The organism is Croceitalea sp. MTPC5 (assembly GCF_036985505.1).
Taxonomy (GTDB): domain Bacteria; phylum Bacteroidota; class Bacteroidia; order Flavobacteriales; family Flavobacteriaceae; genus Croceitalea.
The window spans coordinates 146,231-169,402 of record NZ_BTGQ01000002.1 but is presented as its reverse complement, the minus strand read 5'-3'; the positions used below and the strand labels follow the sequence as shown (position 1 = coordinate 169,402).

22 protein-coding genes are annotated in these 23,172 nt (G+C 39.9%); 8 read left to right on the top strand and 14 right to left on the bottom strand.

What is annotated here, in order from left to right:
• Window positions 1-168 precede the first annotated feature (168 nt).
• From AACM45_RS05940 to AACM45_RS05910, 7 genes are all read left to right on the top strand, one after another.
• A complete protein-coding gene (locus AACM45_RS05940; RefSeq protein ID WP_339141388.1) occupies window positions 169-1,782 on the top strand; it encodes a glutamate synthase-related protein in 1,614 nt (537 codons plus the stop codon).
• Window positions 1,783-1,792: 10 nt separating this feature from the next.
• Window positions 1,793-3,748: a thiamine pyrophosphate-binding protein gene (locus tag AACM45_RS05935; protein WP_339141387.1), complete on the top strand. Its 1,956-nt coding sequence runs from the start codon at window positions 1,793-1,795 to the stop codon at window positions 3,746-3,748.
• Entirely contained in the window at window positions 3,748-3,960 is a 213-nt protein-coding gene (locus AACM45_RS05930; RefSeq protein ID WP_339141386.1) for a hypothetical protein, read from the top strand. Before AACM45_RS05935 ends, AACM45_RS05930 begins: the two co-directional genes overlap by 1 nt.
• The gene (locus AACM45_RS05925) at window positions 3,957-4,319 is read left to right on the top strand and encodes a hypothetical protein (protein WP_339141385.1); all 363 of its coding nucleotides are present in this window, start codon (window positions 3,957-3,959) and stop codon (window positions 4,317-4,319) included. Before AACM45_RS05930 ends, AACM45_RS05925 begins: the two co-directional genes overlap by 4 nt.
• On the top strand, window positions 4,319-5,350 hold the full coding sequence (locus tag AACM45_RS05920; protein ID WP_339141384.1) for a Rieske 2Fe-2S domain-containing protein: 1,032 nt from the start codon (window positions 4,319-4,321) through the stop codon (window positions 5,348-5,350). Before AACM45_RS05925 ends, AACM45_RS05920 begins: the two co-directional genes overlap by 1 nt.
• 3 nt (window positions 5,351-5,353) lie before the next feature.
• Window positions 5,354-6,145 (top strand): hypothetical protein, encoded by a 792-nt coding sequence (locus AACM45_RS05915; RefSeq protein ID WP_339141383.1) that lies wholly within the window; start codon window positions 5,354-5,356, stop codon window positions 6,143-6,145.
• A gap of 155 nt (window positions 6,146-6,300) precedes the next feature.
• A complete protein-coding gene (locus AACM45_RS05910) occupies window positions 6,301-6,864 on the top strand; it encodes a hypothetical protein (protein WP_339141382.1) in 564 nt (187 codons plus the stop codon).
• Between the two features lie 49 nt (window positions 6,865-6,913).
• Here the strand turns inward: AACM45_RS05910 and AACM45_RS05905 are convergent, their stop codons facing one another.
• The 11 genes from AACM45_RS05905 to rpsO all read right to left on the bottom strand — a co-directional run bounded on the left by AACM45_RS05905 (window position 6,914) and on the right by rpsO (window position 17,275).
• Window positions 6,914-7,438, bottom strand: coding sequence for a hypothetical protein (locus tag AACM45_RS05905; protein ID WP_339141381.1), 525 nt, complete (start codon window positions 7,436-7,438; stop codon window positions 6,914-6,916).
• A gap of 76 nt (window positions 7,439-7,514) precedes the next feature.
• On the bottom strand, window positions 7,515-8,486 hold the full coding sequence (locus AACM45_RS05900; protein ID WP_339141380.1) for a YpdA family putative bacillithiol disulfide reductase: 972 nt from the start codon (window positions 8,484-8,486) through the stop codon (window positions 7,515-7,517).
• Window positions 8,486-9,145, bottom strand: coding sequence for a ribulose-phosphate 3-epimerase (gene rpe, locus AACM45_RS05895; RefSeq protein WP_339141379.1), 660 nt, complete (start codon window positions 9,143-9,145; stop codon window positions 8,486-8,488). Before rpe ends, AACM45_RS05900 begins: the two co-directional genes overlap by 1 nt.
• Window positions 9,146-9,320: 175 nt before the next feature.
• Entirely contained in the window at window positions 9,321-10,184 is an 864-nt protein-coding gene (locus tag AACM45_RS05890) for a sigma-70 family RNA polymerase sigma factor (protein WP_149277351.1), read from the bottom strand.
• 116 nt (window positions 10,185-10,300) lie between these two features.
• Window positions 10,301-11,602 (bottom strand): hypothetical protein, encoded by a 1,302-nt coding sequence (locus AACM45_RS05885; protein WP_339141378.1) that lies wholly within the window; start codon window positions 11,600-11,602, stop codon window positions 10,301-10,303.
• Complete coding sequence (locus AACM45_RS05880) at window positions 11,592-12,146, bottom strand: RNA polymerase sigma factor (RefSeq protein ID WP_339141377.1); 555 nt, start codon at window positions 12,144-12,146, stop codon at window positions 11,592-11,594. Before AACM45_RS05880 ends, AACM45_RS05885 begins: the two co-directional genes overlap by 11 nt.
• A 50-nt stretch (window positions 12,147-12,196) precedes the next feature.
• Window positions 12,197-13,126, bottom strand: a complete 930-nt coding sequence (locus tag AACM45_RS05875; protein ID WP_339141376.1) for a hypothetical protein — start codon at window positions 13,124-13,126, stop codon at window positions 12,197-12,199.
• A 138-nt stretch (window positions 13,127-13,264) separates the two neighbouring features.
• Window positions 13,265-13,696 (bottom strand): hypothetical protein, encoded by a 432-nt coding sequence (locus AACM45_RS05870; RefSeq protein WP_339141375.1) that lies wholly within the window; start codon window positions 13,694-13,696, stop codon window positions 13,265-13,267.
• Window positions 13,697-13,990: 294 nt separating this feature from the next.
• The gene (locus AACM45_RS05865; RefSeq protein ID WP_339141373.1) at window positions 13,991-14,377 is read right to left on the bottom strand and encodes a hypothetical protein; all 387 of its coding nucleotides are present in this window, start codon (window positions 14,375-14,377) and stop codon (window positions 13,991-13,993) included.
• A 178-nt stretch (window positions 14,378-14,555) separates the two neighbouring features.
• Window positions 14,556-16,775, bottom strand: coding sequence for a polyribonucleotide nucleotidyltransferase (locus tag AACM45_RS05860; protein ID WP_339141372.1), 2,220 nt, complete (start codon window positions 16,773-16,775; stop codon window positions 14,556-14,558).
• 230 nt (window positions 16,776-17,005) lie between these two features.
• The gene (rpsO, locus tag AACM45_RS05855; protein ID WP_339141371.1) at window positions 17,006-17,275 is read right to left on the bottom strand and encodes a 30S ribosomal protein S15; all 270 of its coding nucleotides are present in this window, start codon (window positions 17,273-17,275) and stop codon (window positions 17,006-17,008) included.
• Between the two features lie 255 nt (window positions 17,276-17,530).
• On the opposite strand from rpsO, the gene AACM45_RS05850 reads away from it, so the two are divergent.
• Window positions 17,531-18,403, top strand: coding sequence for a hypothetical protein (locus AACM45_RS05850; RefSeq protein ID WP_339141370.1), 873 nt, complete (start codon window positions 17,531-17,533; stop codon window positions 18,401-18,403).
• 32 nt (window positions 18,404-18,435) lie between these two features.
• On the opposite strand, the gene accD is transcribed toward AACM45_RS05850, so the two are convergent.
• From accD to tamL, 3 genes are all read right to left on the bottom strand, one after another.
• A complete protein-coding gene (gene accD / locus AACM45_RS05845; protein WP_339141369.1) occupies window positions 18,436-19,314 on the bottom strand; it encodes an acetyl-CoA carboxylase, carboxyltransferase subunit beta in 879 nt (292 codons plus the stop codon).
• Window positions 19,315-19,332: 18 nt separating this feature from the next.
• Entirely contained in the window at window positions 19,333-20,400 is a 1,068-nt protein-coding gene (fbaA, locus tag AACM45_RS05840; RefSeq protein ID WP_339141368.1) for a class II fructose-bisphosphate aldolase, read from the bottom strand.
• A gap of 110 nt (window positions 20,401-20,510) precedes the next feature.
• Window positions 20,511-23,165 (bottom strand): translocation and assembly module lipoprotein TamL, encoded by a 2,655-nt coding sequence (tamL, locus tag AACM45_RS05835; RefSeq protein WP_339141367.1) that lies wholly within the window; start codon window positions 23,163-23,165, stop codon window positions 20,511-20,513.
• Between the last annotated feature and the right edge of the window lie 7 nt (window positions 23,166-23,172).

Genomic DNA, 23,172 nt, shown 5'->3' with positions numbered 1-23,172 from the left:
CTGGTTCACCATCATACACGGTTTAATGGGTATGCGAATACGTATATTGAATTATTTTGTCATTTCTGCAGATTGCTGCGTTTTCTTCTTTTTTTAAGTTAAATTACGGTGTAAAGTGGCTGGGATAATCCCGACCTAAATACAGTAACCACCAAAATAACCGACTTGATGACCCAAAAGCTGATTGAAATTGCCAAAATTTCAGAACTGCGTGAAAAAGAACCAGCGTATGCCCTGGTAAAAAATACTGATTTAGTCATTATTAAGCATGAATCGGGTATTTCAATACTTTATGGCCGGTGCCACCATCGAGGTGCGTTATTGGCCGATGGCCATATAGACGGTCAAAATTTAATCTGTGGCGTACACGGTTGGGACTACCGTTATGATACGGGAATAAGCGAGTATAACAATGACGAGCAACTTCATAAATTTCAAGAATACCTTGACGGGGATTCATTGAAAGTCGACGAAAATGAAGTGATTGCGTTTGAGACCCAACATCCACAGCCTTTCGATAGGGATGCCTATTTAGGGGCCTACCAAGATACCCATCCAGAAGACACGGAACCTTATACGGGATATATTAAGGAATTGGCGGTAAACGGATTGAAAAATCTGGGCCATCACGGCTTTTCAGATTCTATGGGGGTGGATAGAAATACCTTACCAAAATGGTCCGATATCCAATTTTTACCGGCACAACTTGCCTCACGTCCGTTATTGGATGAAGATGAGGTCGCAACAAAGGTGGTCATAGGCCCCAAAGCAAAGAAACCACTGGTATTGGACATTCCCCTTTTTGTGAGTGACATGAGTTTTGGAGCCTTATCACGTGAAGCTAAAATTGCCTTGTCAAAAGGTGCTGAGATGGTTGGTACTGGAATTTGTTCGGGGGAAGGTGGTATCTTACCAGAAGAGCAACAAAATAACTCAAAGTATTTCTACGAACTGGCATCAGCACAATTCGGATTTACATGGGATAAGTTAGACCATGTTCAAGCCTTTCATTTTAAAGGAGGTCAGGGGGCCAAGACAGGTACAGGAGGGCATTTGCCCGGAAATAAAGTGAGTAAGGAAATTGCTGAGGTTCGCGGATTGAACGAAGGGGAAACGGCCATTAGTCCGGCAACCTTTCCTGATTTTTACGGCGTAGGGGATTTTAAAGACTTTGCGGCCAAAGTTCGTGAACGTACAGGTGGTATTCCCATAGGTTTTAAAATTGCAGCAAGTCATATTGAAAAAGACATTCAATTTGCATTGGATGTAGGTGTTGACTACATCATATTGGATGGTAGGGGAGGGGGAACCGGTTCCGCACCAACAATTCTAAGGGATAACATCAATGTACCTACGATTCCAGCCTTGGCAAGGGCTCGAAAGTATTTGGATAGCGTCGGGGCAAGTGATGTTACTTTAGTCATTACCGGTGGCTTACGTATCGCGGAAGATTTTGCGAAGGCCATGATGATGGGTGCCGATGCCATTGCCGTTTCCAATGCTGCCATACAAGCGATTGGCTGTTTGGGGATGCGGGCCTGCGGTTCGAATAATTGCCCCGTAGGTATCGCAACACAAAAAGAGTCGTTGCGAAGTAGGTTGATCATCGATACCTCGGCAAAACAGTTGGCTAACTTTTTTAATGCAACCAATGATTTGATCAAGGTAATCGCTCGTTCTTGTGGGTATGATGATATTGCTAAATTCAATCATAATGACCTCTCCACTTTTAAGAAAGAAATGCATGAACTGGCAGGAATTCCTTTTGCTGGGGTAAACTAAACAACAAAAAATGAGTGAATCAAAAAAAATAGTTTGGCATAAGGTACTGGACCATAAAAAAGACTTGCCAGAAGGTAGGGTGAAAACAGTGACCGCCGCCCATAAGGGAATATGCCTGACCCATTTTGAAGGAAAATTTTCTGCCTTGGATAATAGATGCCCGCATCAAGGTGGTCCGTTGGGTGAGGGATCTATAGAAAATGGAATGCTTCGATGCCCTTGGCATGGTTGGGATTTTCATCCCTGTACCGGACTGCCCCCAGGTGGTTTCGATGATGGCATTGATACCTTTGCCGTAAAAGAGGAAGGTGATGCCGTCTATGTTGGCGTTGAAGAAGAAGAGGCACATCAAACCACCATTTCAGATATTATGGCTGAAACGATGGTCAACTGGGGCGTAACCAAGGTATTTGGAATGGTAGGGCATTCTAACCTCGGGTTTGCGGACGCTATGAAGCGTCAAGAGGAAAAAGGGAATTTGAATTTCTACGGAATTCGCCATGAAGGCGCTGCGGCCTTTGCTGCTTCCGCTTACGGCAAATTAACTGGAAAACCCGCCGCATGTTTTTCAATTGCAGGTCCGGGGGCGACCAATATGTATACCGGTATGTGGGATGCCAAAGTAGACCGAGCCCCCTTATTGGCACTGACCGGTCAAGTTGCGACACAGGTCGTAGGTACCGGAAATTTTCAAGAAGTGGATTTGGTTCGGGGGTTTAGTACTGTAGCTGAGTTCAATCAGCGCGTTCAAAGTGATAGTAAACATGCTGAATTGATGTCCTTAGCCGTGAAAACCGCCTTGTTAAAAAGGGATGTTTCACATTTGACGTTTCCTGATGAGGTGCAAGAGAAACCGGCCAAGCCCAATGAAAAAGCACAAACACCCGACAAGCGTATCACCCAAGTGGAGATTGCGCCACCACAGGAAGCAGTCAATGAGGCCATCGAACGTATTAAAAATGCCAAGCGCCCCGTTATTATTATGGGGCATGGGGCTAGGGCGCATAAAAAAGCCGTTGTCAAGTTTGCAGAAAGTTTGAATGCCGCGGTAGTGACAACATTTAAGGGAAAAGGTCTTATAGCAGACAATCACCGTTTAGGCGGGGGGGTCTTAGGCCGAAGTGGTACCCCGATTGCCTCTTGGTTCATGAATGAAGCCGACCTTTTGATCGTATTTGGGGCTTCCTTTTCGAATCATACCGGTATTACCCCTAAAAAACCGATTGTCCAGATAGATTTCGACCCAATGGCGCTGAGTAAATTCCATAAGGTGGAAGTGGCCGTTTGGGGAGAGATTTCAAGAACCTTGGGTATTTTTGAAAATGAACTTAAAGGAAAAATAAACACCGAAGATCAAACCCAAGAAATTGCGGAAAGATGGAAAATCTGGAAAGAAGAAAAAGCAAAGCGCCTTTTAGAAACTTCCGATAAAGGGGTTAGTTCCATAGCCGTTTTCGAAACCATGAACTCATTGACGCCTAAAGATGCAGTGATGTGCGTTGATGTTGGGAATAATGCCTATTCTTTTGGACGGTATTTTGAGCCGACCGATCAAGACTTTCTAATGTCAGGCTATCTAGGGTCAATTGGCTTTGCGTTACCCGCCGCAATCGGGGCATGGACTGCCGTTGGCGATTCAAGACCCGTGGTTGCCGTGGCCGGTGATGGCGGATTGTGCCAGTATTTGGCCGAAATCACAACCTTGGTAAAGTATCGAATGCCGGTTAAGTTGATTGTTTTGAATAATCATGAGCTAGGTAAAATCTCTAAAGAACAACGTGCTGGTGAGTTTGATGTTTGGAAAACTTCGCTATCCAATCCAAACTTTGCCGAATTTGCCATATCATGCGGGGCATGGGGCAAACGCGTTGAAAGCGAAGCTGCTCTAGAAGAGGGAATGAGAAATATGTTCGCTCAAGATGGCCCAGCGGTATTAGAGATTATGACAGATGTAAATCTTATATAATGGAAACAGTAATCAATATATTTATAATTGCCCTGGGGTCGTATTTTGGACTTGGGCTTTTGTTCGGGTTGTACTTTCTATTTGTGGGGGCCACTAAAATTGACCCCTTAATGAAAGAAAGTAAAAAAGTGGTACGACTCTTATTACTGCCAGGTACCATCGCCACTTGGCCTTTTCTGATAGGTAAACTTTTTCAATCAAATAAGATATGATAGCGACGCAACGAAAAGCACACAAGTTAGTTTGGTTGCTAATGGCAGTGGCGGTTCCAATTTTACTGTTCTTTGCCATAAAAGACCTTGATTTCATGGCTAATATCGAAGCAACTGAAATTGCGGAACAGTTTAAGGTGGAGTTGGCCAAAGACAGAACAGTATTGATTACATTAAGTAAGCCACTACCAAACTCCTCATCCGTATTGTATGAAATCGATGCTACCGGAAAATTGGGTAAGGTAATGGGCCAACTACAAGGCAAGGGATCCTATAAATTCCAGGTATCTGAAGCTGCCTCTGGAATTGCGATAGTGGACAAAATAAAGAATGAAAACATCTATACAACTACTTTTTAATGGGACTCGATTATAAACTGGTATTGTGGAATAAGCATAAAAAGAACTACGATAAGTTGATTGCCCTGGGCATGGTGTTATACCTAATCGTGTTTTTTGTGTTGAGTTTGGTCACCAATGCTGAGATGACCGCCGAAACGATTATTATCAGGGCCTTTGGTACATTGGCCATTATTCTGCTGCATATTATTTTGGTAATAGGTCCATTGACGAGGCTAAATACCAAGTATTTGCCCATTTTGTATAACCGCAGGCATTTAGGCGTCAGCATGTTTTTGGCCGCTTTGATTCATGGCGTTTTCTCCACTATTAATTTTCATACCCTTGGGAGTAAAAACCCGATTGAATCTATTTTTACTTCCAATATGGATTATGGGTCCTTGACCAATTTTCCTTTTCAAGTATTAGGCTTTTTGGCGTTGTTGATTCTATTTGCAATGGCTTCTACCAGTCACGATTTCTTTTTGAAAAACCTATCCCCAAAAACATGGAAAAGACTTCACATGCTAGTATACTTAGCCTATGCCCTTATTGTGTTACACGTTTTTTTGGGTGCTTTTCAACAAGAAACCTCGCCTTTCGCAATTGGTGTTTTGTGTTTGGGGTTTGTACTCATTACCGGTCTTCATTTAACGGCGGCATTTAAGGAAGGGAAAATAGATGGCTTCAAACCTTCTAAGGATGGTGATGGTTGGTTAGAAGTCTGTACTACTGGTGAAATCGAAGAAAGCAGGGCAAAGATTTTTACGGTAGAAGGAGAACGCATCGCTGTTTTTAAGAATGAAGGTAAATTATCGGCGATTCATAATGTTTGTAAGCACCAAGGTGGGCCTTTGGGAGAGGGTAAGATAGTGGATGGCTGTATCACCTGTCCGTGGCATGGATATCAGTACTTGCCGCATAATGGGCAATCACCCCCGCCTTTTACGGAGAAAGTGAAAACCTACCAACTTAAGGTAGTCAATGGTTTCGTTTATGTGAACCCCAATGCTTATGAAGAAGGCACTGAAGTAACCCCTATATCCTGTTAGACCATGAAAAAGAATGATGAATTTTATATTGGATATGTAGATGAGGTGGGTACCGAAACCAAGACCACGTTAAAGCGTTTTGTGCTGTATTCACTTATTACGTTAGTGGTAGTTGGATTTTTGTTTTCCTTCTTTCAAGAAACAGCGGTAAACAGTTCGTTTGATTTTAATGAGCCTACCAAGGTCTCGGGCATTTATCATGAAACGCCCTATCCTATGTTGCGCGTTCAATTGGCAGACGATATTTATAAGGATATACTGCTTTTAGGATTTGGCAAGTTTGGTCCCAATCAGTATCTGAATGCGATAAAAAGTGAAAACGGAAGCCTGGTCAATAAGGCATTGACCATTGAAGGCCAATTGATTTATTATAATGGGCAAACGCTTCTTGAAATCGACGATAGTCAAAAGATTACCTTGTCGGGTTCAGTAAACAGGAACGAAATCAAAAAACCTTCGTCAATTGGTCAAATTGAACTTGAGGGTGAAATCGTAGATCCCAAGTGTTATTTCGGGGTGATGAAACCCGGGTTTGGAAAAATCCACAGAAGTTGTGCGGCGCTCTGTATTTCAGGGGGTATACCCCCGGTACTGGTTGCCACCAATGAACAGGAAACGGATGACTATTTTTTGCTGACTAATTTGAAGGGGGAACCCATTCATCAAGACATACTGCCCTTTATTGGGCAACCGGCAAAGTTGTTAGGCGAGCTGAGTGAACTGGGCGATTGGAAAGTACTAAAAATTGATGTTGACCGAATAGAAAAATTAGGGAAAGCATCCTCAATCTATTGATTTACCTATTTCAAGTACTGTAAATGTTCGATTGAGAGCAGGGTTTTTAAAATGGAATCAAAAGAAAGACTTTCTGGGTTAACACCATTTGAATACCTTTACCTAGGTGCTTGGTGTGCCACATTACTTTTTTAAGACATAAAAATTGGTCCAGTATGAAAATCAAATTGGCATTTTTGATTACAGCCTTAAGTTTTATTGGGGTTTTTGCACAAAATGATAGCGATAACAGAACTGATTTAGGGCTTTCAATACAGGTTTACCCAGCAGGCCTTATACCTACACTAAATTTGGAAAAATACCTTAACGAAAACACTTCATTGCTTTTTAGGGCGGGACTCAATATTGTAGATCGGCAAGATTTTAGTGATTTTAACGATACCGAAGAGGGAACCGGTTATGGGGGCACCGTTGGGTATCGAAAACATTATCCTGCGGGTAAAGGAAAATTTATAGCCGGTCTGAACCTTGATGTTTGGAGTTTGAGTATTGATTGGACCGATACCGTTGGAGGAGATGCTTTTATTTCAGGAAGCACTTATACTTTAGTGGTTCAGCCATGGTTGGAAGGGGGCTATTTTTTGCCGATAAAAAACACAAAGTCACAAATCGGATTGACGTTGGGTTTTGGTCGCGAGATTAATGTGATCGTAAATGGTGATGAGGTTGAGCAAGGTTTTATTGCCAGTGCGTCATTGCAATGGCTATTCTCGTTGTAACAATAAGAAATGCTATCGTATGGTTACAATCGACTTAAAACCCCTTTAGTTATTCTTGATGAGGTTTCTTTTGTGGTTTTGATAGCAATACTATAGCACCTACTGTGAAGAATTCATCACTGAGTTGACTTACCACCCCTTTAAATTCAGCGAATAATAAGACCCGGTTGATACTGTAATGCGCACCAATACCATAGTTTATCCCAAGCGCATCTTCTTCTTCAATCTCTTCGGTATCTAGTAGTAGTCGTTCTTTTTCGTTGGTATAGTTGAACCCACTTAAGGGGTACACTCCGAATCGATGCGCCAATTCAAATACATAATGCGCGTTGAAATTGAGCTCGTAAAGACTTGTCTCACTTTCTTCAGTAGTACTTTGATACGGAAAAATAGAAACTTCGGGGCCAAAACAAAACGTAGGACTTGTACCCAGGTAAGCCCTGACATTACCACCTAGCAAAGAAGGGGCAGGAGCGGTTATTGGGCCCAAACCGACCATCCAGCCTTCTTGTGCATGGGTGCAAAGGCTGAAAAATAAAATGGAGGAAACAAATGCCAAGCGAATTTTAAACATATCCCAAGGTATTGAATTGTTTGCCTATTTGGTCGCCTTTGCCATAAAAAGTTGTCAGATTACCTGAATATACTGATTATTTGATGTTGTTTTGAAGAATAGCATTGATGATCATGGGTGCATGTATCCTTGAGTTTTCAATAAACCATTTATGCGTTTCCATTCCGCCACATATTACGCCAGCTAGGTAAAGTCCTTTTATATTTGACTCCATCGTTTCAGGGTTATAGGTAGGTAATAGTTTTTCATCCTTCGAAAGCGCGATACCTAGTTTTTCAAGAAATGCGAAATCGGGCATATACCCCGTAAGTGCTAAAACGAAGTCATTTTTAAGTACTCGTTCACCTTCGGGCGTATTGATAATGATATCGGTTTTAGTGATTTCCTTTACCGTTGAATTATAATAGGCTTTGATACTGCCTTCTTTGATGCGATTGATGATATCGGGTCTTACCCAATACTTAACACGTTGACCAACTTCTGGCCCTCGTATGATCAAAGTAACGGCTGACCCCTTTCGATAGCATTCAAGTGCGGCATCTATGGCCGAGTTACTGGCGCCCACTACTGCAAGTTTTTGACTGGCATAAAAATGGGGATCTTTGTAATAATGGGAAACTTTGGGTAGCTCTTCACCTAGACAACCTATTTTATTCGGAATGTCATAGAATCCGGTCGCAACAATCACATTTGACGTTTGGTAATTTGATTTGTCGGTTGCGATTGTGAAACTATTGTCAATTTTTTTTACGCTACTGACTTTTTCGAAAAGATGGACCTTAAGATTGTTTGAGGTAACTATCCTACGATAATATTCAAGGGCTTCGTTGCGTTTGGGTTTCGCTTCTTTACTTATAAATGGAATGTCATCAATCTCCAGTTTTTCTGAGGATGAAAAAAACTGCATGTTTGCAGGGTAATTGAAAAGGGAATTGACAATCGGGCCTTTTTCAATAATAAGATAAGAGAGGCCTTTCTTTTGTGCTTCCAATCCACAGGCGATGCCGATTGGGCCTCCACCAATAATAACAACATCCAATTTCTGCATTAATTGATGATTTGCTTCAAATTTTCAATGGTCTGTGTGGGGTGATCGCTTTTGAATACAAAACTACCGGCTACTAGTACGTCGGCACCTGCATTAGTAAGTTTTTTAGCATTAGCGGCATTGACGCCCCCATCAATCTCAATTAAGGTAGTTGCTTTTTTTGTCGTAATCAGGTTCTTTAATTTGGCGACCTTATCATATGTGTTTTCAATAAAGGATTGTCCGCCAAAACCAGGATTTACGCTCATGATACAGACTAGGTCAATATCTTGAATGGTGTTTTCCAATAAATCAACCGATGTGTGCGGATTCAAAGCCACACCAGCTTTCATTCCTTCTGCTTTAATGGCTTGTAATGTGCGGTGTAAATGGGTGCAAGCTTCATAGTGAACCGTGAGGGTGGCAGCTCCGAGTTCAGCAAAAGTGTTTATATAACGGTCAGGGTCAACGATCATTAGATGAACGTCCAAAGGTTTTGTTGCATGTTCTTGAATGGATTTTACCACGGGCATTCCAAATGAAATGTTAGGCACGAAAAGGCCATCCATAACATCAAGATGAAACCAATCGGCTTCACTGTTGTTGACCATTTCAATATCACGCTGTAAATTGGCAAAATCTGATGCCAAAAGGGACGGTGCCACTAGTTTTGTATTCATAAATGCAAAGGTAGTAATTACATTAAGGTCATAAAATGAAAAAACTCCGGTAATCAGCCGGAGTTTATTCATCAATCAAAAAACGAACAGTCATGATAACTGTTGTAGTATACTAAATTACAATATTCTTGCCAAAAATCAAATTTAAGCTTTATTTAACTGTAATTTTTTAGGGCTACCCTAAATAGGTCTTTAAAATCTTACTTCTAGAAGTGTGCTTTAACCTGCGAATTGCTTTTTCCTTAATTTGACGTACACGTTCCCTTGTCAAATCAAAAGTTTCACCAATTTCCTCCAAGGTCATGGAATGCTGGCCCGCAAGACCAAAATACAACCGTATGACATCTGCCTCTCGCGGGGTCAATGTCTCCAACGCGCGTTCTATTTCAGTTCGCAGAGATTCATGAAGTAGTTCCTTATCCGGATTTGGCGATTCACCACTACGCAATACATCATAAAGATTGGAATCTTCACCATCAATAAGTGGGGCATCCATAGATACGTGACGCCCTGAATTCTTTAGGGACTGTTTCACATCCTCAACGGTCATATCCAATTCTTTTGCGATTTCTTCAGCAGAAGGCATACGTTCGTGTGCCTGCTCTAAAAACGCAAAGGTCTTGTTGATTTTATTTATGGAACCAATCTTATTCAACGGCAAACGAACAATACGCGATTGTTCTGCCAAGGCCTGTAAAATAGACTGGCGAATCCACCATACGGCGTAAGAGATAAATTTAAAACCCCTTGTTTCGTCAAAACGTTGTGCGGCTTTAATCAAGCCAAGGTTGCCCTCATTGATTAAATCCGGTAAAGTGAGTCCTTGGTTTTGGTACTGTTTGGCTACGGATACCACGAATCGAAGATTGGCCTTTGTAAGTTTTTCAAGAGCGATCTGGTCGCCTGCCTTGATGCGTTGTGCCAATTCTACTTCTTCATCAGCGGTAATCAAGTCAACTTTTCCAATTTCTTGTAAGTACTTGTCCAAAGATGCGGTTTCCCTATTGGTAACCTGTTTTGTAATCTTTAACTGTCTCATCTAAATTTCTCCTTCAAATTAAGTTTACAAGCTTGCGCTCATGTACTTATACGTAAGAAAACGCAAAAAGTTACAATTTGGTAAAATTAATTTTGGGCATATGTCGGTAAAAATGCTTAAAACTTGATTGAAATACCTGAATAAACATTAAAATAATAGGGGTATGGATGTTCGATTCCATTTCTATATCCGCCTAATTGATATGTAAAAGTAGGCTCAAGTTGAATATAGATACTATTGGCAATGGGGTATTCTATACCGGCGCCAAGATGGGCTGCTAAGGACAATCGAGATAAATATGAGGCACTGCCTACTCTAAAATCATTGGAATTTGTGGTTGATAAAGTAATATCATCGTCTTGAAGGATGAAAAAATCAATTCCTGAAGTCACATATGGTGTTATTTTATTTGAATTAAGTTTGAAAACACCTTCAATGGGTAACTGAAGGTACCTGATGCGATGGTCTACTGTTATAGGATCGCCTATTTCAACGGTATTGGCAAGGTCATTGGACACCGGGTTAATCGGAGGATTTATGTTTGATGTGAGCAAACCTCCGAAAGAATTGCTATTGGATGATCGTGGTATGTAAGTGGCATTATACCTGAATTCTTGGTGACCTATTCCAAATCGTATCGCTATATTTTCATTTACGGGGGTTTTGAATAGAATTCTTAATGATGGGGAAACAACAAAATTTCCACTTTTTGAAATCATTTGTGGCAATAAGGGATTTTGTTTGGTCAGGTAGCCGCTTGTCGATACGCCCCCTTGTAAGGTGACAATCCATTTTGTCAGCGAATCTTTTTTTAGGATCTCAGGTTCTTTTGATGTGGCTTTTCTTTTGGGTCTCCTTATTTTCGTACTGTCGAGCAGTGTATCTTTGACATTGCTCGTTACACTGTCCAATTGTCTCTTTCCATTCCCTTGAATGGTCGTTGCAAGTTTTCTTTGGGTGTCATTGAATGGTTCATCAATTTGTTTTTCGTTTAGCCCCGATGGAACAGTCTCTTCGATGTAGTTTTTAGATACAGAAAAAAAATTGGAACTATTCGGGTATTTTTGGCTTTTTTGTGGAATTGTCCCTTCATTACCATTTTGCTTTTGCTTTTGCTTTTGATTTATGGTTTCATGGCCTATTGTACCTTCTTTAAAAACCTTTCTTGATTCTAGGGGTATATTTTTTTTATCTGTTCTTGAACCTTCAGGGTCATCATAAGGTGAAACGGATAGGTATATTGATGGAATTAGTAGGAATATAAATGCCAATAACCCGAAATAATACCAAAAGAACCTTCTTTTTTTTCTTTTTTGTAGTGTCTTGTTTATTTCTGTCCACAAATCGTTACGTGGCTCAAAATCAGATTTTTCAAGACCCTCTTTAAAAAAATCCCCAATTTTTTTCTTACTCGCCACGACGCTGTTTTTTTACAATAGTTATTCGATAAGCAGAAATACGCTTTTTTAAATTCACCTTGGCCCGAAAGAGATTCGATTTAGAGGTGTTTTCACTTATACCGACCTTTTTCGAAATTTCACGATGAGAATACCCATCAAGTTCATATAAATTGAAAATAAGACGGTATTGTTCGGGTAATTCTTGTATAAATACCATCAGTTTGTCAATTGGTACTTCAGGGTTCTCAAAATCTAGATAGACTTCTTCGGTCAAATTTTCTAGGGTATGATCAGCTAATCCGAATACTTTTTTCCTTTTATACTTATCTATAGCTTTATTAATTGCTATTCGTTTCATCCATCCCTCGAAAGAACCCTTGCCTTTATACTTTGATATTTTTTCAAATATTTCTATGAACGTATCATGTAAATGGTCTTCTGCTTCGGTTTCGCTAGAGGTATATTTTAAGCATATCAAGAATAGCTTTTTACGGTACTTATTGTAGAGCTCTTCTTGAGCCCTACCATCCTTCTCAATACACTTCTTAATGATTGGATCCAATAGCTATATTTGGATTTTGATTACCATACTGACCAGTTGAAATGAAAAAGTTAATTATAGTCATAAGTTGTATCGTATTTATAGGTGCGACCCATAAATAAATTCTCTTCGTAATATATTTTTCGTATTAATTTACCACTAGTATCGAATTCGTAGTCAATGGTAACGTTCTCCTTTATTTCCGTTTTTTCCGTATTCCAATAGGTATAACCGGTCAAATACTGATTGCTTAAGACTCCAAAAGTGGTATGGTATAGCACGGATCCATCATTGAGAACCATATTGTTTTTCCAATTCTCCCCAAACATCAATTTTGCTATCGGATAGACACCTACGTTAATATCCTCAGAATAGGAGTATTCTACTATTCCTTCAAAATCGGTACGCCAACCATAATATTCAAATAAGCGAGGTGATTCATTTTGATAGGTTATTTCGGCACCCCAAGGTTCTTGGAAATCATTCAATTTTTCACTTTTTGAGATTAATCCCACTGAATTTGTATTGAATGTGATGGTGTCTAAAATAACAAGATTATAATTTTGGTCGTAGAATTTTAGGTTACCTGTGATATGATCCTCGTCGTAAGAATAAGTTCTTTCAAAAGGAACGGTATTTTCAAAATCGGATATTGGTGTTGCCAATCTAGTGATCATTTTCCCTTGCGCATCATAAGTATACTCTATAATAGTCTGAAGTTCATCACCTTCTGCATAGTAATCAATTTTTTCTAGTCGACCACTATCTCCATAGGTGTAAAGGTGATAATCGCCGGAAGATGATTCAGATTTTGAAAGTTTGCCATCTACGAAGAACTGTTTTGTGGTGGTTTTCAAGATATCGTCTTGATAAAAAGTTATGGTTCTTGAGATAAGTTGTGCAACATCATCGTCAGTAATAGACTCTTCATCAATGGTATTGTCTTCTGAACAACCAGAAGCGATAAGTAGTATTAGTATGAAGTAAGTGCTTGTTTTCATAATGATATTCATTTTTAATTTGGGTCTGGATCAATACAAAATTGAATTAGATAATCAGGCTATAGTAATTTCAAGGCAAATGACCCGCCTTTCAATTTTTATACGATTTGCTTGAACACTAAGGGATTATGGAAACGTTTACTTCAAGGATATTTCAATTACTACGCTACAATCTTTCCCTGTGTCGCCATAACCTTTTACAGAACCTCCACTAAAGCCCTCTAAGACATCAAAAGTGGCCGTATTTGAATTTAGGATATTTACCAACGATAGTTCGCCAGAAACCACTTCCCAAGTGATGCTTGGGTTTTGTAAATTACTCGAATATTCAAGAGAGATGGTTTCATTGGGTGACGCTTCCAATGGTCCAGAAATACAACAAATAGTACCGGGGTGATTGTCTATTTCTTCTTGATCGCACTGATTGAAACTTACACCATTTACTTGTATTTCCGATGAAGTTGTAGATGGGGATGTTTCATTGTTTTCATCTTCACTGCAACCTAAGAGGCACAGTATGAACAAACAGATTAATTGTGTGAAATAAAATTTCAAATGGATTTTAAGCATGGTAATTGGATTGTTTATAGGGTAGTCTACCATTGCGCAGAAAAGTTGCGTTAAAAAATTCAGTTTATCGTAAGACACTCAAACATCCTGAAACAAAAGACCCAAGTATAGGACTAAAGTTTAAATCACTGATTGGAAAGAAATGTTTGATTCTTTCAGGTTTTTCAAATTCCTATAGCCTTCTTCTATCTAATTTTCTAAGGGGTTAACTGGATAATTCAGAAACTTTTTCATTTCCGATTTATAGGCTTGTTAATAGCCATTTTGTTTATTCCACCTTCAAATTTGTATGTATCAGCTTCCTATCAGTAATTTACCTTTACAGATATCATTAACTTCAAAGGTTAGCTCACCAGAGACAAAATCGCTCGCAAAACTTACTTCCACAATAGCAGTATCCTGACCACTGATAATTTCCATTCCATTGTTAGGTTGAACGGACCACACAATATTAAAGAGCTCTTGGTCTGAACTTATCGGCACTATTTCATAGGTGTAGATGTTGCCGGGCGAGGGATTTGTTTCGCCGCGATATGCAGGACAAATCGGTTCTTGATCAGTATCATTTGTTTCCAAGATTAATTCTTGTGTTTCCAAGGTCAATTCTTCAGGATCGCTTTCACAGGCTTGGAAAATCAGTAATAAAAACCCGAATAATAAAATTGAGCAAGTTCTTTTCATTTGATTTATTTTTAATTCTTTAAGTAGTCTGCGAAACTTGTAAAAGGTTGCGCATAATCGAAAATCCAGCTTGGATTTCGAAATCAGCTGTTTGATAAACCAAATGGAGCAGGGATAACTAAAAAACCCCTTCGGACTGTATGGTCACAAAGGGGTTTTCATTTTTAGTTAAAAAGGTTTAATCCCTTCTGGGCTTTCTGTCACGGTTTCCGCCACGACGGTCACCGCCCCTTCGATCACCCCTATCATTTCTTGGGGGTCGTTCTACATAACCCTCCGGTTTTGGCAATAAGGCCTTTCTCGAAACCTTTTCTTTTCTAGTCCTTGGGTCTAGTCCAAAGTACTTAACATCAAAAACATCGCCCATGTTGACTACATCGGAAACGTTTTCGGTACGTTCCCATGCCAATTCTGAAACATGTAACAATACTTCATTGCCCGGTGCCTCAACATATTCTACCACAGCACCAAAATCGAGCATTTTTATGACTTTTACCTCATAAACACTACCCACTTCAGGTTTGAACATCAGGGCGTCAATTTTGGCGATAACGGCATCGATACCCTCTTGGCCAGTACCTAAAATTTCAACAATACCTTCTTCAGTATCTGGGTCTTCATTGATAACTATGGTCGTATTGGTCTCTTTCTGTAATTCTTGGATCACCTTTCCACCAGAACCGATAACCGCACCAATATATTCACCAGGAATAATTTTGGTGACAATTTTAGGAGCATATGATTTGACATCTTCTCGAGGTGCTGCAATGGTATCAGTAAGTTTTTCAAGAATGTGCAATCTACCATCTTTGGCCTGCATTAAGGCTTTGACCAAGATTTCATAAGAAAGCCCTTTTACCTTGATATCCATTTGACAGGCAGTAATTCCATCAGCAGTACCGGTCACTTTAAAATCCATATCACCTAAGTGATCTTCATCTCCTAAAATATCAGAAAGTACGGCATACTTGCCTGATTCACCATCGGTAATCAAGCCCATTGCAATACCTGACACAGGTTTTTTCAATTGTACCCCTGCATCCATCAACGCCATCGTACCTGAGCAAACAGTGGCCATGGAAGAAGAACCATTTGATTCCAATACTTCAGATACTACTCTTACGGTATATGGACAATCTTCAGGAATCATTCCTTTTAGCGCACGTTGTGCTAGGTTACCGTGGCCTACCTCTCTACGTGAAGTACCTCGTATTGGTCTTGCTTCCCCTGTAGAAAAAGGAGGGAAGTTATAGTGCAAATAGAATGTTTCTTCTCCTTCATAAGATGGCATATCAATTTGATTCGCCTCCCTTGAGGTGCCTAAGGTTACTGTTGCTAAAGCTTGGGTTTCTCCTCTAGTAAAGATAGAGGAACCATGCACTGAGGGTAGATAATCAACCTCACACCAGATAGGTCGGATCTCATCGGTTTTTCTACCGTCTAAACGGAGTCCTTCATTTAAGGTCAGGTCCCTTACGGCAGCTTTTTCAGCTTTGTAGAAGTATTTGGAGACCAAATCCCCGAAGTCTTCCAATTCCTCTTCAGAGAACGTGGCTTTTACCTCTTCTTTGATTTCAGCAAACGCAGCACTGCGCTCATGTTTGGCAGAACCAGCTTTGGCAATGGCATAGACCTTGTCATAGGTCAAATCATGTACCTTTTTTGCTAAATCCTCATCTGCTCTTTCCGCTTCATATTCGCGTACTTCTTTCTTTCCGAAGGCTTCAGCTAACCTTAGTTGTGCGGCACATTGTACTTTAATGGCTTCGTGTGCAAATTTAATGGCCTCGGTCATTTCTTCTTCAGAAATCTCATTCATTTCCCCTTCTACCATCATGACGGAATCTGCAGAAGCACCGATCATCATGTCGATATCGGATTCTTTTAATTGTGCCCTGGTCGGATTAATGATAAATTCACCATTAATACGGCCAACCCTTGCTTCTGAGATAGCACATTCAAAAGGAAAGTCAGACAATTGAATGGCAGCAGATGCGGCAAGACCAGCCATAGCATCTGGCATAACATCTTCATCATGTGACATTAATTGGATCATCACCTGGGTTTCAGAATGATAGTCTTTTGGAAACAATGGACGTAAGACACGATCCACTAAACGCATCGTTAGTACTTCGCCATCACTTGGTCTCGCTTCCCTTTTGAAGAATCCGCCAGGGTAGCGCCCTGCAGCAGCAAATTTTTCGCGATAATCTACCGTAAGCGGCAGAAAATCCACATCTGCTTGTTTGTAATTTGAAACAACGGTGCATAAAAGCATGCACTTGCCCGATTGTACAACAACAGAACCATGGGCCTGTTTTGCCAATTTTCCGGTCTCGATAGAGATTTCCCTACCGTCACCAAGGTCTATGACCTCTTTAAAAGTTTTTGGAATCATAAAATTTTGTGTTGCCTTCCCATAAATTCAAGAAGGACTTGTTAAACATTTGGTCTACCGCCATCCGGACGGTCGGGTTGTGTTGTTGTGTAAGTGCTTGTCGCACTGGTGACCAATGAAAAACTAAAAGTAGCTTTTTGTGTTTGCCCAAAAATTACGACATATTGGGACTTTGGGTCCTTTACATATAAAAGGATAAAAATAATGGGAGCATTAATGCTCCCATTATATTATTTTCTAATACCTAATTCTTTGATCAATGAACGGTATTTTTCGATATCTTTTTTCTTCAAGTAATCTAAAAGTGATCGTCTTTTACCTACCAGACGCACTAATGAACGCTCGGTATTGTAGTCTTTGTGATTCTTTTTCAGATGGGTCGTTAGGTGGTTGATGCGATGTGTGAACAACGCTATCTGGCCCTCAGTAGAACCTGTGTTCCCTTCAGAACCGCCGTGCTTTTTGAAAATCTCGGCTTTTACTTCTTTGGTTAAATACATTCCAATATTGTTTTAAATGATTTTTATGTATCTGACTGTCTTTCAATCAGGGCGCAAAGATAATTCTTTTTTGTAAAGTAAAAAGTTTATACAAGAATTAAACCTTTTTGGTTGGTAACCGTCATAGCAATAAACGTTAAGGTTTTTTAGCGTTTGATGCATAAAGATACTACCGGTCAATGTCTTTATCATCGAATTGTCAACATTCTTGGCGTTGTATTTTATCCTAATTAACAAACATTAAAAATTACAAAGATGAAAAAGAGTCTCAAACAAGTGAACTTAAAAGTAGTATTGATTGGTCTAGTGCTTATGGTAATCTCATGTAGTAAAGAAGATGCCGAAACCGTTGAATTTGAATCAAGTGAAGCTGTGATTACGGCTACTGAATTGAAGGTCAGTGATGAATCGGAATTGATTTCAGAAGAAGTGACGGCAATTGCGGAAGACGTTTATGCCGCTGATGAAATTTCAACAACATCGAAGGCGGATTTTAGGTCTGATTATTTACCCGATTGTGTCACTATTACCACTGTAGTAACGGATACGACCAAAGAACGTACCCTTGATTTTGGTGAGGGTTGTGAGTTGCCCAATGGAAATACCTTAAGTGGAATTATCAAATTAAGTTATGTTAAGGATATGACCTTGGCCCAAAAAACGATTGCCCTAGTGCTTGAGAATTTCACGTTCAATGGCGTTAGCGTTGAGGGTGGAGCTGATATTCTTAGGGTGAGGTCCAATGAAAATGGTAATCCGCAAGGTACTGCAAACGCATCTTTCAATGCGACATGGCCTGAAGGGGAAACAGCTTCATTCACAGGTACAAGAACCCGCGAATGGATTGAAGGATATGGAAGTGGATTTTGGGGTGATAATGTGTTCTTGATCACAGGTAAAAGAACATTTGTGAATAAAGCGGGTAATACATTTGACAAAGAAGTGGTCTCACCATTGCGAAGGGAGCTTTCATGTAGATTTATCGTAAGTGGGGTTTTGGATATAACACGAAATGAAAATACCGTAAGTTTAGATTTTGGCGATGGCAGTTGTGATGCAAAAGGAATCTTGACGCTACCTGATGGTTCTAGTGAAGAAGTTTTTCTACGTAGGTTTTTAAAGAATTGAAAATAAAACTTGATTTAAAGAAAAAGAGTTGGCTAATCGGCCAACTCTTTTTCTTTTCTCACAGGTAGGTTTTGAATTAAATCGATATATAGATTCACTTTTTGCTTTAAGTCCCTACGATGGGTGATAAAGTCTAAAAACCCATGTTCTTTCACGAATTCAGAGGTTTGAAAACCTTCTGGCAGTTCTTTGCCCGTAGTATCTTTTACGACCCTAGGTCCGGCGAAGCCTATTAAAGCCCCAGGCTCTGAAATATTGATATCGCCCAACATGGCGTAAGACGCTGTCGTGCCACCTGTTGTAGGGTCGGTACATAATGATATGTATGGTATTTTTGCTTCTGCCAACTGTGCAAGCTTTGCTGAGGTCTTGGCCAATTGCATCAATGAAAGCGCAGCTTCCATCATACGGGCACCACCAGACTTTGAAATCATTAAAAATGGTGCTTTTTTCTTTTTGGCCACATCAATTGCCCGGGCTATTTTTTCACCGACTACACTTCCCATTGAACCGCCGATAAAACTAAAATCCATACAGGCTACTACGAGGTCTTTATTCATTGATTTTCCCACTGCGGTGCGCACCGCATCATTTAGCCCTGTCTTAGCTTTTGCAGCTTTCAAGCGATCTGAATACTTTTTGGTATCCTCGAACTTTAAAGGGTCTTTTGATGACAATTTCTCATCAAGTTCCTTGAATTTGTTGTCATCAAAAAGAATTTCAAAGTATTCTTTGCTTCCTATGCGAACATGATAGTCATCTTCAGGACTCACATAAAAATTCTTTGCTAAATCTTCTGATTCAACAATCTTACCTGTAGGGGATTTATACCAAAGCCCCCTAGGGGTGTCTTTTTTCTCTTCTGTAGCGGTTTGGATTCCCTTTTCTTTTCTTTTGAACCAAGCTGTCATAAAAGTGGGGGATTTTGATTAAAGTGTATTGACATTATTCAAATCTTCAAACGCTTTTTTCAAGCGTTCAATAAAGGTCTTTTCACCTTCCCTAAGCCAAACCCTGGGATCATAGAATTTCTTATTTGGGGAATCATCCCCATCAGGATTGCCGATCTGGGCTTGCAAATAGTCTTTTTTGCTTTGCATATAGTCACGAATACCTGACATAAATGCATACTGTAAATCAGTATCGATATTCATTTTAATCACTCCGTAGCCTATTGCTTCACGAATCTCTTCCAATGTAGAACCCGATCCACCGTGAAATACAAAGTCAATATGATTATTTTCAACTCCGTACTTTTTCGATACGAATTCTTGGGAGTTCTTCAATATTTTCGGGGTGAGGCTCACATTGCCAGGTTTGTATACCCCATGTACATTTCCGAAAGCAGCCGCAACGGTAAACCTAGGGCTTATTTTTGAAAGCTCTTCATAGGCATAGGCCACTTCTTCGGGTTGAGTGTATAGTTTAGAACTGTCTACATCGGTGTTGTCGACTCCATCTTCTTCACCACCAGTGACCCCTAATTCGATTTCTAGGGTCATGTCCATCTTGGCCATGCGCTCTAAATATTGTTTACATATTTCGATATTCTCTTCGATGGGTTCTTCAGAGAGGTCTATCATATGTGAACTGTAAAGCGATTTTCCGGTTGCTTTGTAATGTGCTTCACTTGCATCCAACAATCCATCAATCCAAGGTAATAGCTTTTTTGCACAGTGATCCGTATGTAAAATTACGGTAGCGCCATAAGCCTGCGCCATTTCATGAACATGCTTTGCGCCGGCAACGGCACCTAAAATTGCAGCTTGTTGATTTTCGTTCGAAAGCCCTTTGCCCGCATTGAATTGTGCCCCACCGTTCGAAAATTGGATGATGACAGGTGAATTCAAGCTAGCAGCTGTCTCTAAAACCCCATTAATGGTGTTTGACCCTATAACATTTACAGCTGGTAATGCGAATCCTTTTTCTTTTGCGTATTTGAAAATTGCTTGTACTTCATCTCCTGTGGCTACTCCAGGCTTGATATTATGAGACATAATTCGTTGGTTAAAGGTTTTAAACAAAGAACAAAAGTAAGGAACTCATTTCAACTTTTTCAAATTGATAAAACGAAATTTATATTGGAGGAAGAAATAACGAAACAGATTCAAAAAGGATAGTTGATACCGATATTCAAAACAGCTTCACTTGGTCTGAAGTTCGTAAACCACCGTTCTGATGGCGGTAAGGCCGGATTGTAGGTTTTAAAACCAGTATCCAATCGCAATACAAAATAGGTGAAGTCATATCGCAAGCCAAAACCGGTGCCTAAAGCAACATCCGCCAACGATGAGAAACCATTGAAGGTGGCATCTTCATCTTCAACATCATCAAAAACATTCCAAATATTACCACCATCGGCAAATAAGGCCCCTTTGATAGCACCTACGATTGGAAAGCGATATTCTAGGTTCAAACCGATCTTGAAGTTTGCCTCATTGAAATCATTGACATTTTGAGTGCGTCCGGGACCTAGGGTATATACGTTCCAAGCACGATTGTCATTCGAACCCCCACCAAAATAACTGCGAACAAATGGAATGTTGTTCGCATTTCCATAAGGTACCGCAAGACCTAAAAAACTTCTGAACGCGATGACATTGGTATTGCCAGACTTCCAATGCTTGACATAATCCAACTCTGTCTTGAAATATTGGGAATAGGGAACGGAATACACCAACTCTTGGCCAATGTCATCCGTTTCAAAGGGAATAATATTTGAGATAATCGATAATAGATTACCAGCACTTTCGAATCGAATGCTATAGCGATAAAAATCATTATCGTTGATATTTTCCCGGTTGTTTTTTTGGTAGGTGAAGTTTGAAGTAAATATAAGGTTGTTCTGTGTTAACCTTCTTCTACGCTCTTCAATACTGCGAACTTCTTCCACTACCTCAGCATCTGCGGGTACGATTCCCTCAAGAATGGCATTGGTAAAACCGCTCGTTCCATCAGGAGTATCCGGATTGTCAGTTGGAATGATCAATCTGGGATTGGGATCTGTTCCGTTTTGGGGTAATTCAAAAAAATCCGCTAATTCTGGAAATTGTGTATCATTATCGTCTGGATCATTGGGGTCCAAAAAACCGTCAAAGCCATTTGCTATGTTATCCAAAGTGCCAAAGGTGTTGTTGTAGACCCGAAAAAAATCGTTAGGGTCCGTATTTCTGACAAATTCGATATTCAAAAGATCTAAAATATTCTTTTGAAAGCTAGTGGGCGACCAACTGTAGCTTAAAACGGCGTTCAATGATTGCCGGTCCAATCCGATATTCTGCTGAAAATTGGTACCTATCGATAATCTGGTTTGGGGCAACATATAGTAGGGAATCACTTTTTCAGTGTCGAACGGCAGCCAAATTCTTGGGAAGGTGAGATTGATATCCCCTCCAATTTCTGAGGTAAAGTTCTCATCTGATATAGGGTCATCCAATAAACCTATGGAACCACGTGCTGAGATACTTAGCGTTTCAGCGCCACCAAAAATATTTCTTGTGATTACAGAAGCAGAGAATGCGGTACCCAACTGTTGGATGTCCGATCTTGACAGTTCTAAAGAAGTATCCAAAGAATATTTTGACCTAGGTGCAAGAAAGATATTGGCGGTCAGTGATGCGTCATCACTGTTTTCCTCAAATTTGACCGACGGATATTTAAAGGTGTTCAAGTTTGATATTTGCCTATTGGTGCGCACGTAATCTAAATCCCTATAGATGCTGTCTTTCTCAAAAAAAATCGCATCGGTAAGTGATTTGGGTCTATAGCGAAGTTGGTCTTTGAAGAAAATAGTGTAATTGTTGTAGTCAATGGAATTTAACTTGGTGGTGTCATCAGTGAAACTGTAATCGGCATAAATATTGATTTTATCAAATCTACTTATTTGATATTCTTTAGTTGCAAGGCTATCGTCGGCCACGTTCAGGTTGTTGATATCCAAGATCACGTCCATCATTTGATTGTCATTGCTTATCGAAGTATCCCTAACGATATTGTAGCGTATGGAGCTTTCTTGAAAATTGTAAACGCCCGAGTTTCGAAAAAGGGTGGTCAATCGTTGTCTTTCATTAGTGAAATTTTTTAAGTCAAATTGTTCACCTTCCTTGACCAATGATTTGTCAATGTTGGTGCGATAGAGGGAATCTAATGGTTTGGAGGCAATGTTTTCTGAAATGGAATCAATACAATAGGGTTTACCCAAATTAACATTGTAATCCATTTCGGCCCTTTTTTTACGTTTGGTTTCATTGATACGGTAACTGGCACTATTGTTGAAATATCCTTTGCTACCATAATATGCCTCTAATCGCTCAAGGGTTTTTTTAGTTCTCGTACTATCGATAATCGCAGGGGCTTCACCAATTCTCTTAAAGAGGTTATTATATCCTTTGACAACAAAAGATTCCCCCAATCTATTTACTTGCTTTTTTGATAAAAGGCGATTTAGTCGTTTCTCTCGATTTTCTTTCTTGGTAAGCCAAACTTGATATAGGGAGTCCGGGTTTTCTTTTACAAGGTTGTATAGGTTTAAACGTAATGGATAACCCAATAACGTACTATTGGGTTTTTGGGCCATAAGCCCCTTGATATCCTCATTAACCACTTTCGTTCCATCGGTATAGACCGTATTCTTGGTGAGCAACAATTCATCTTCACCAACTTTTTTTACCGCATTACACGAGGCAAGGACAACTACCAATGATAATAAACCTATTTTTGTCCTAAATTTTCTGGGCACTAAGCGTTGCTTTATAAAGTTCAAAATTACA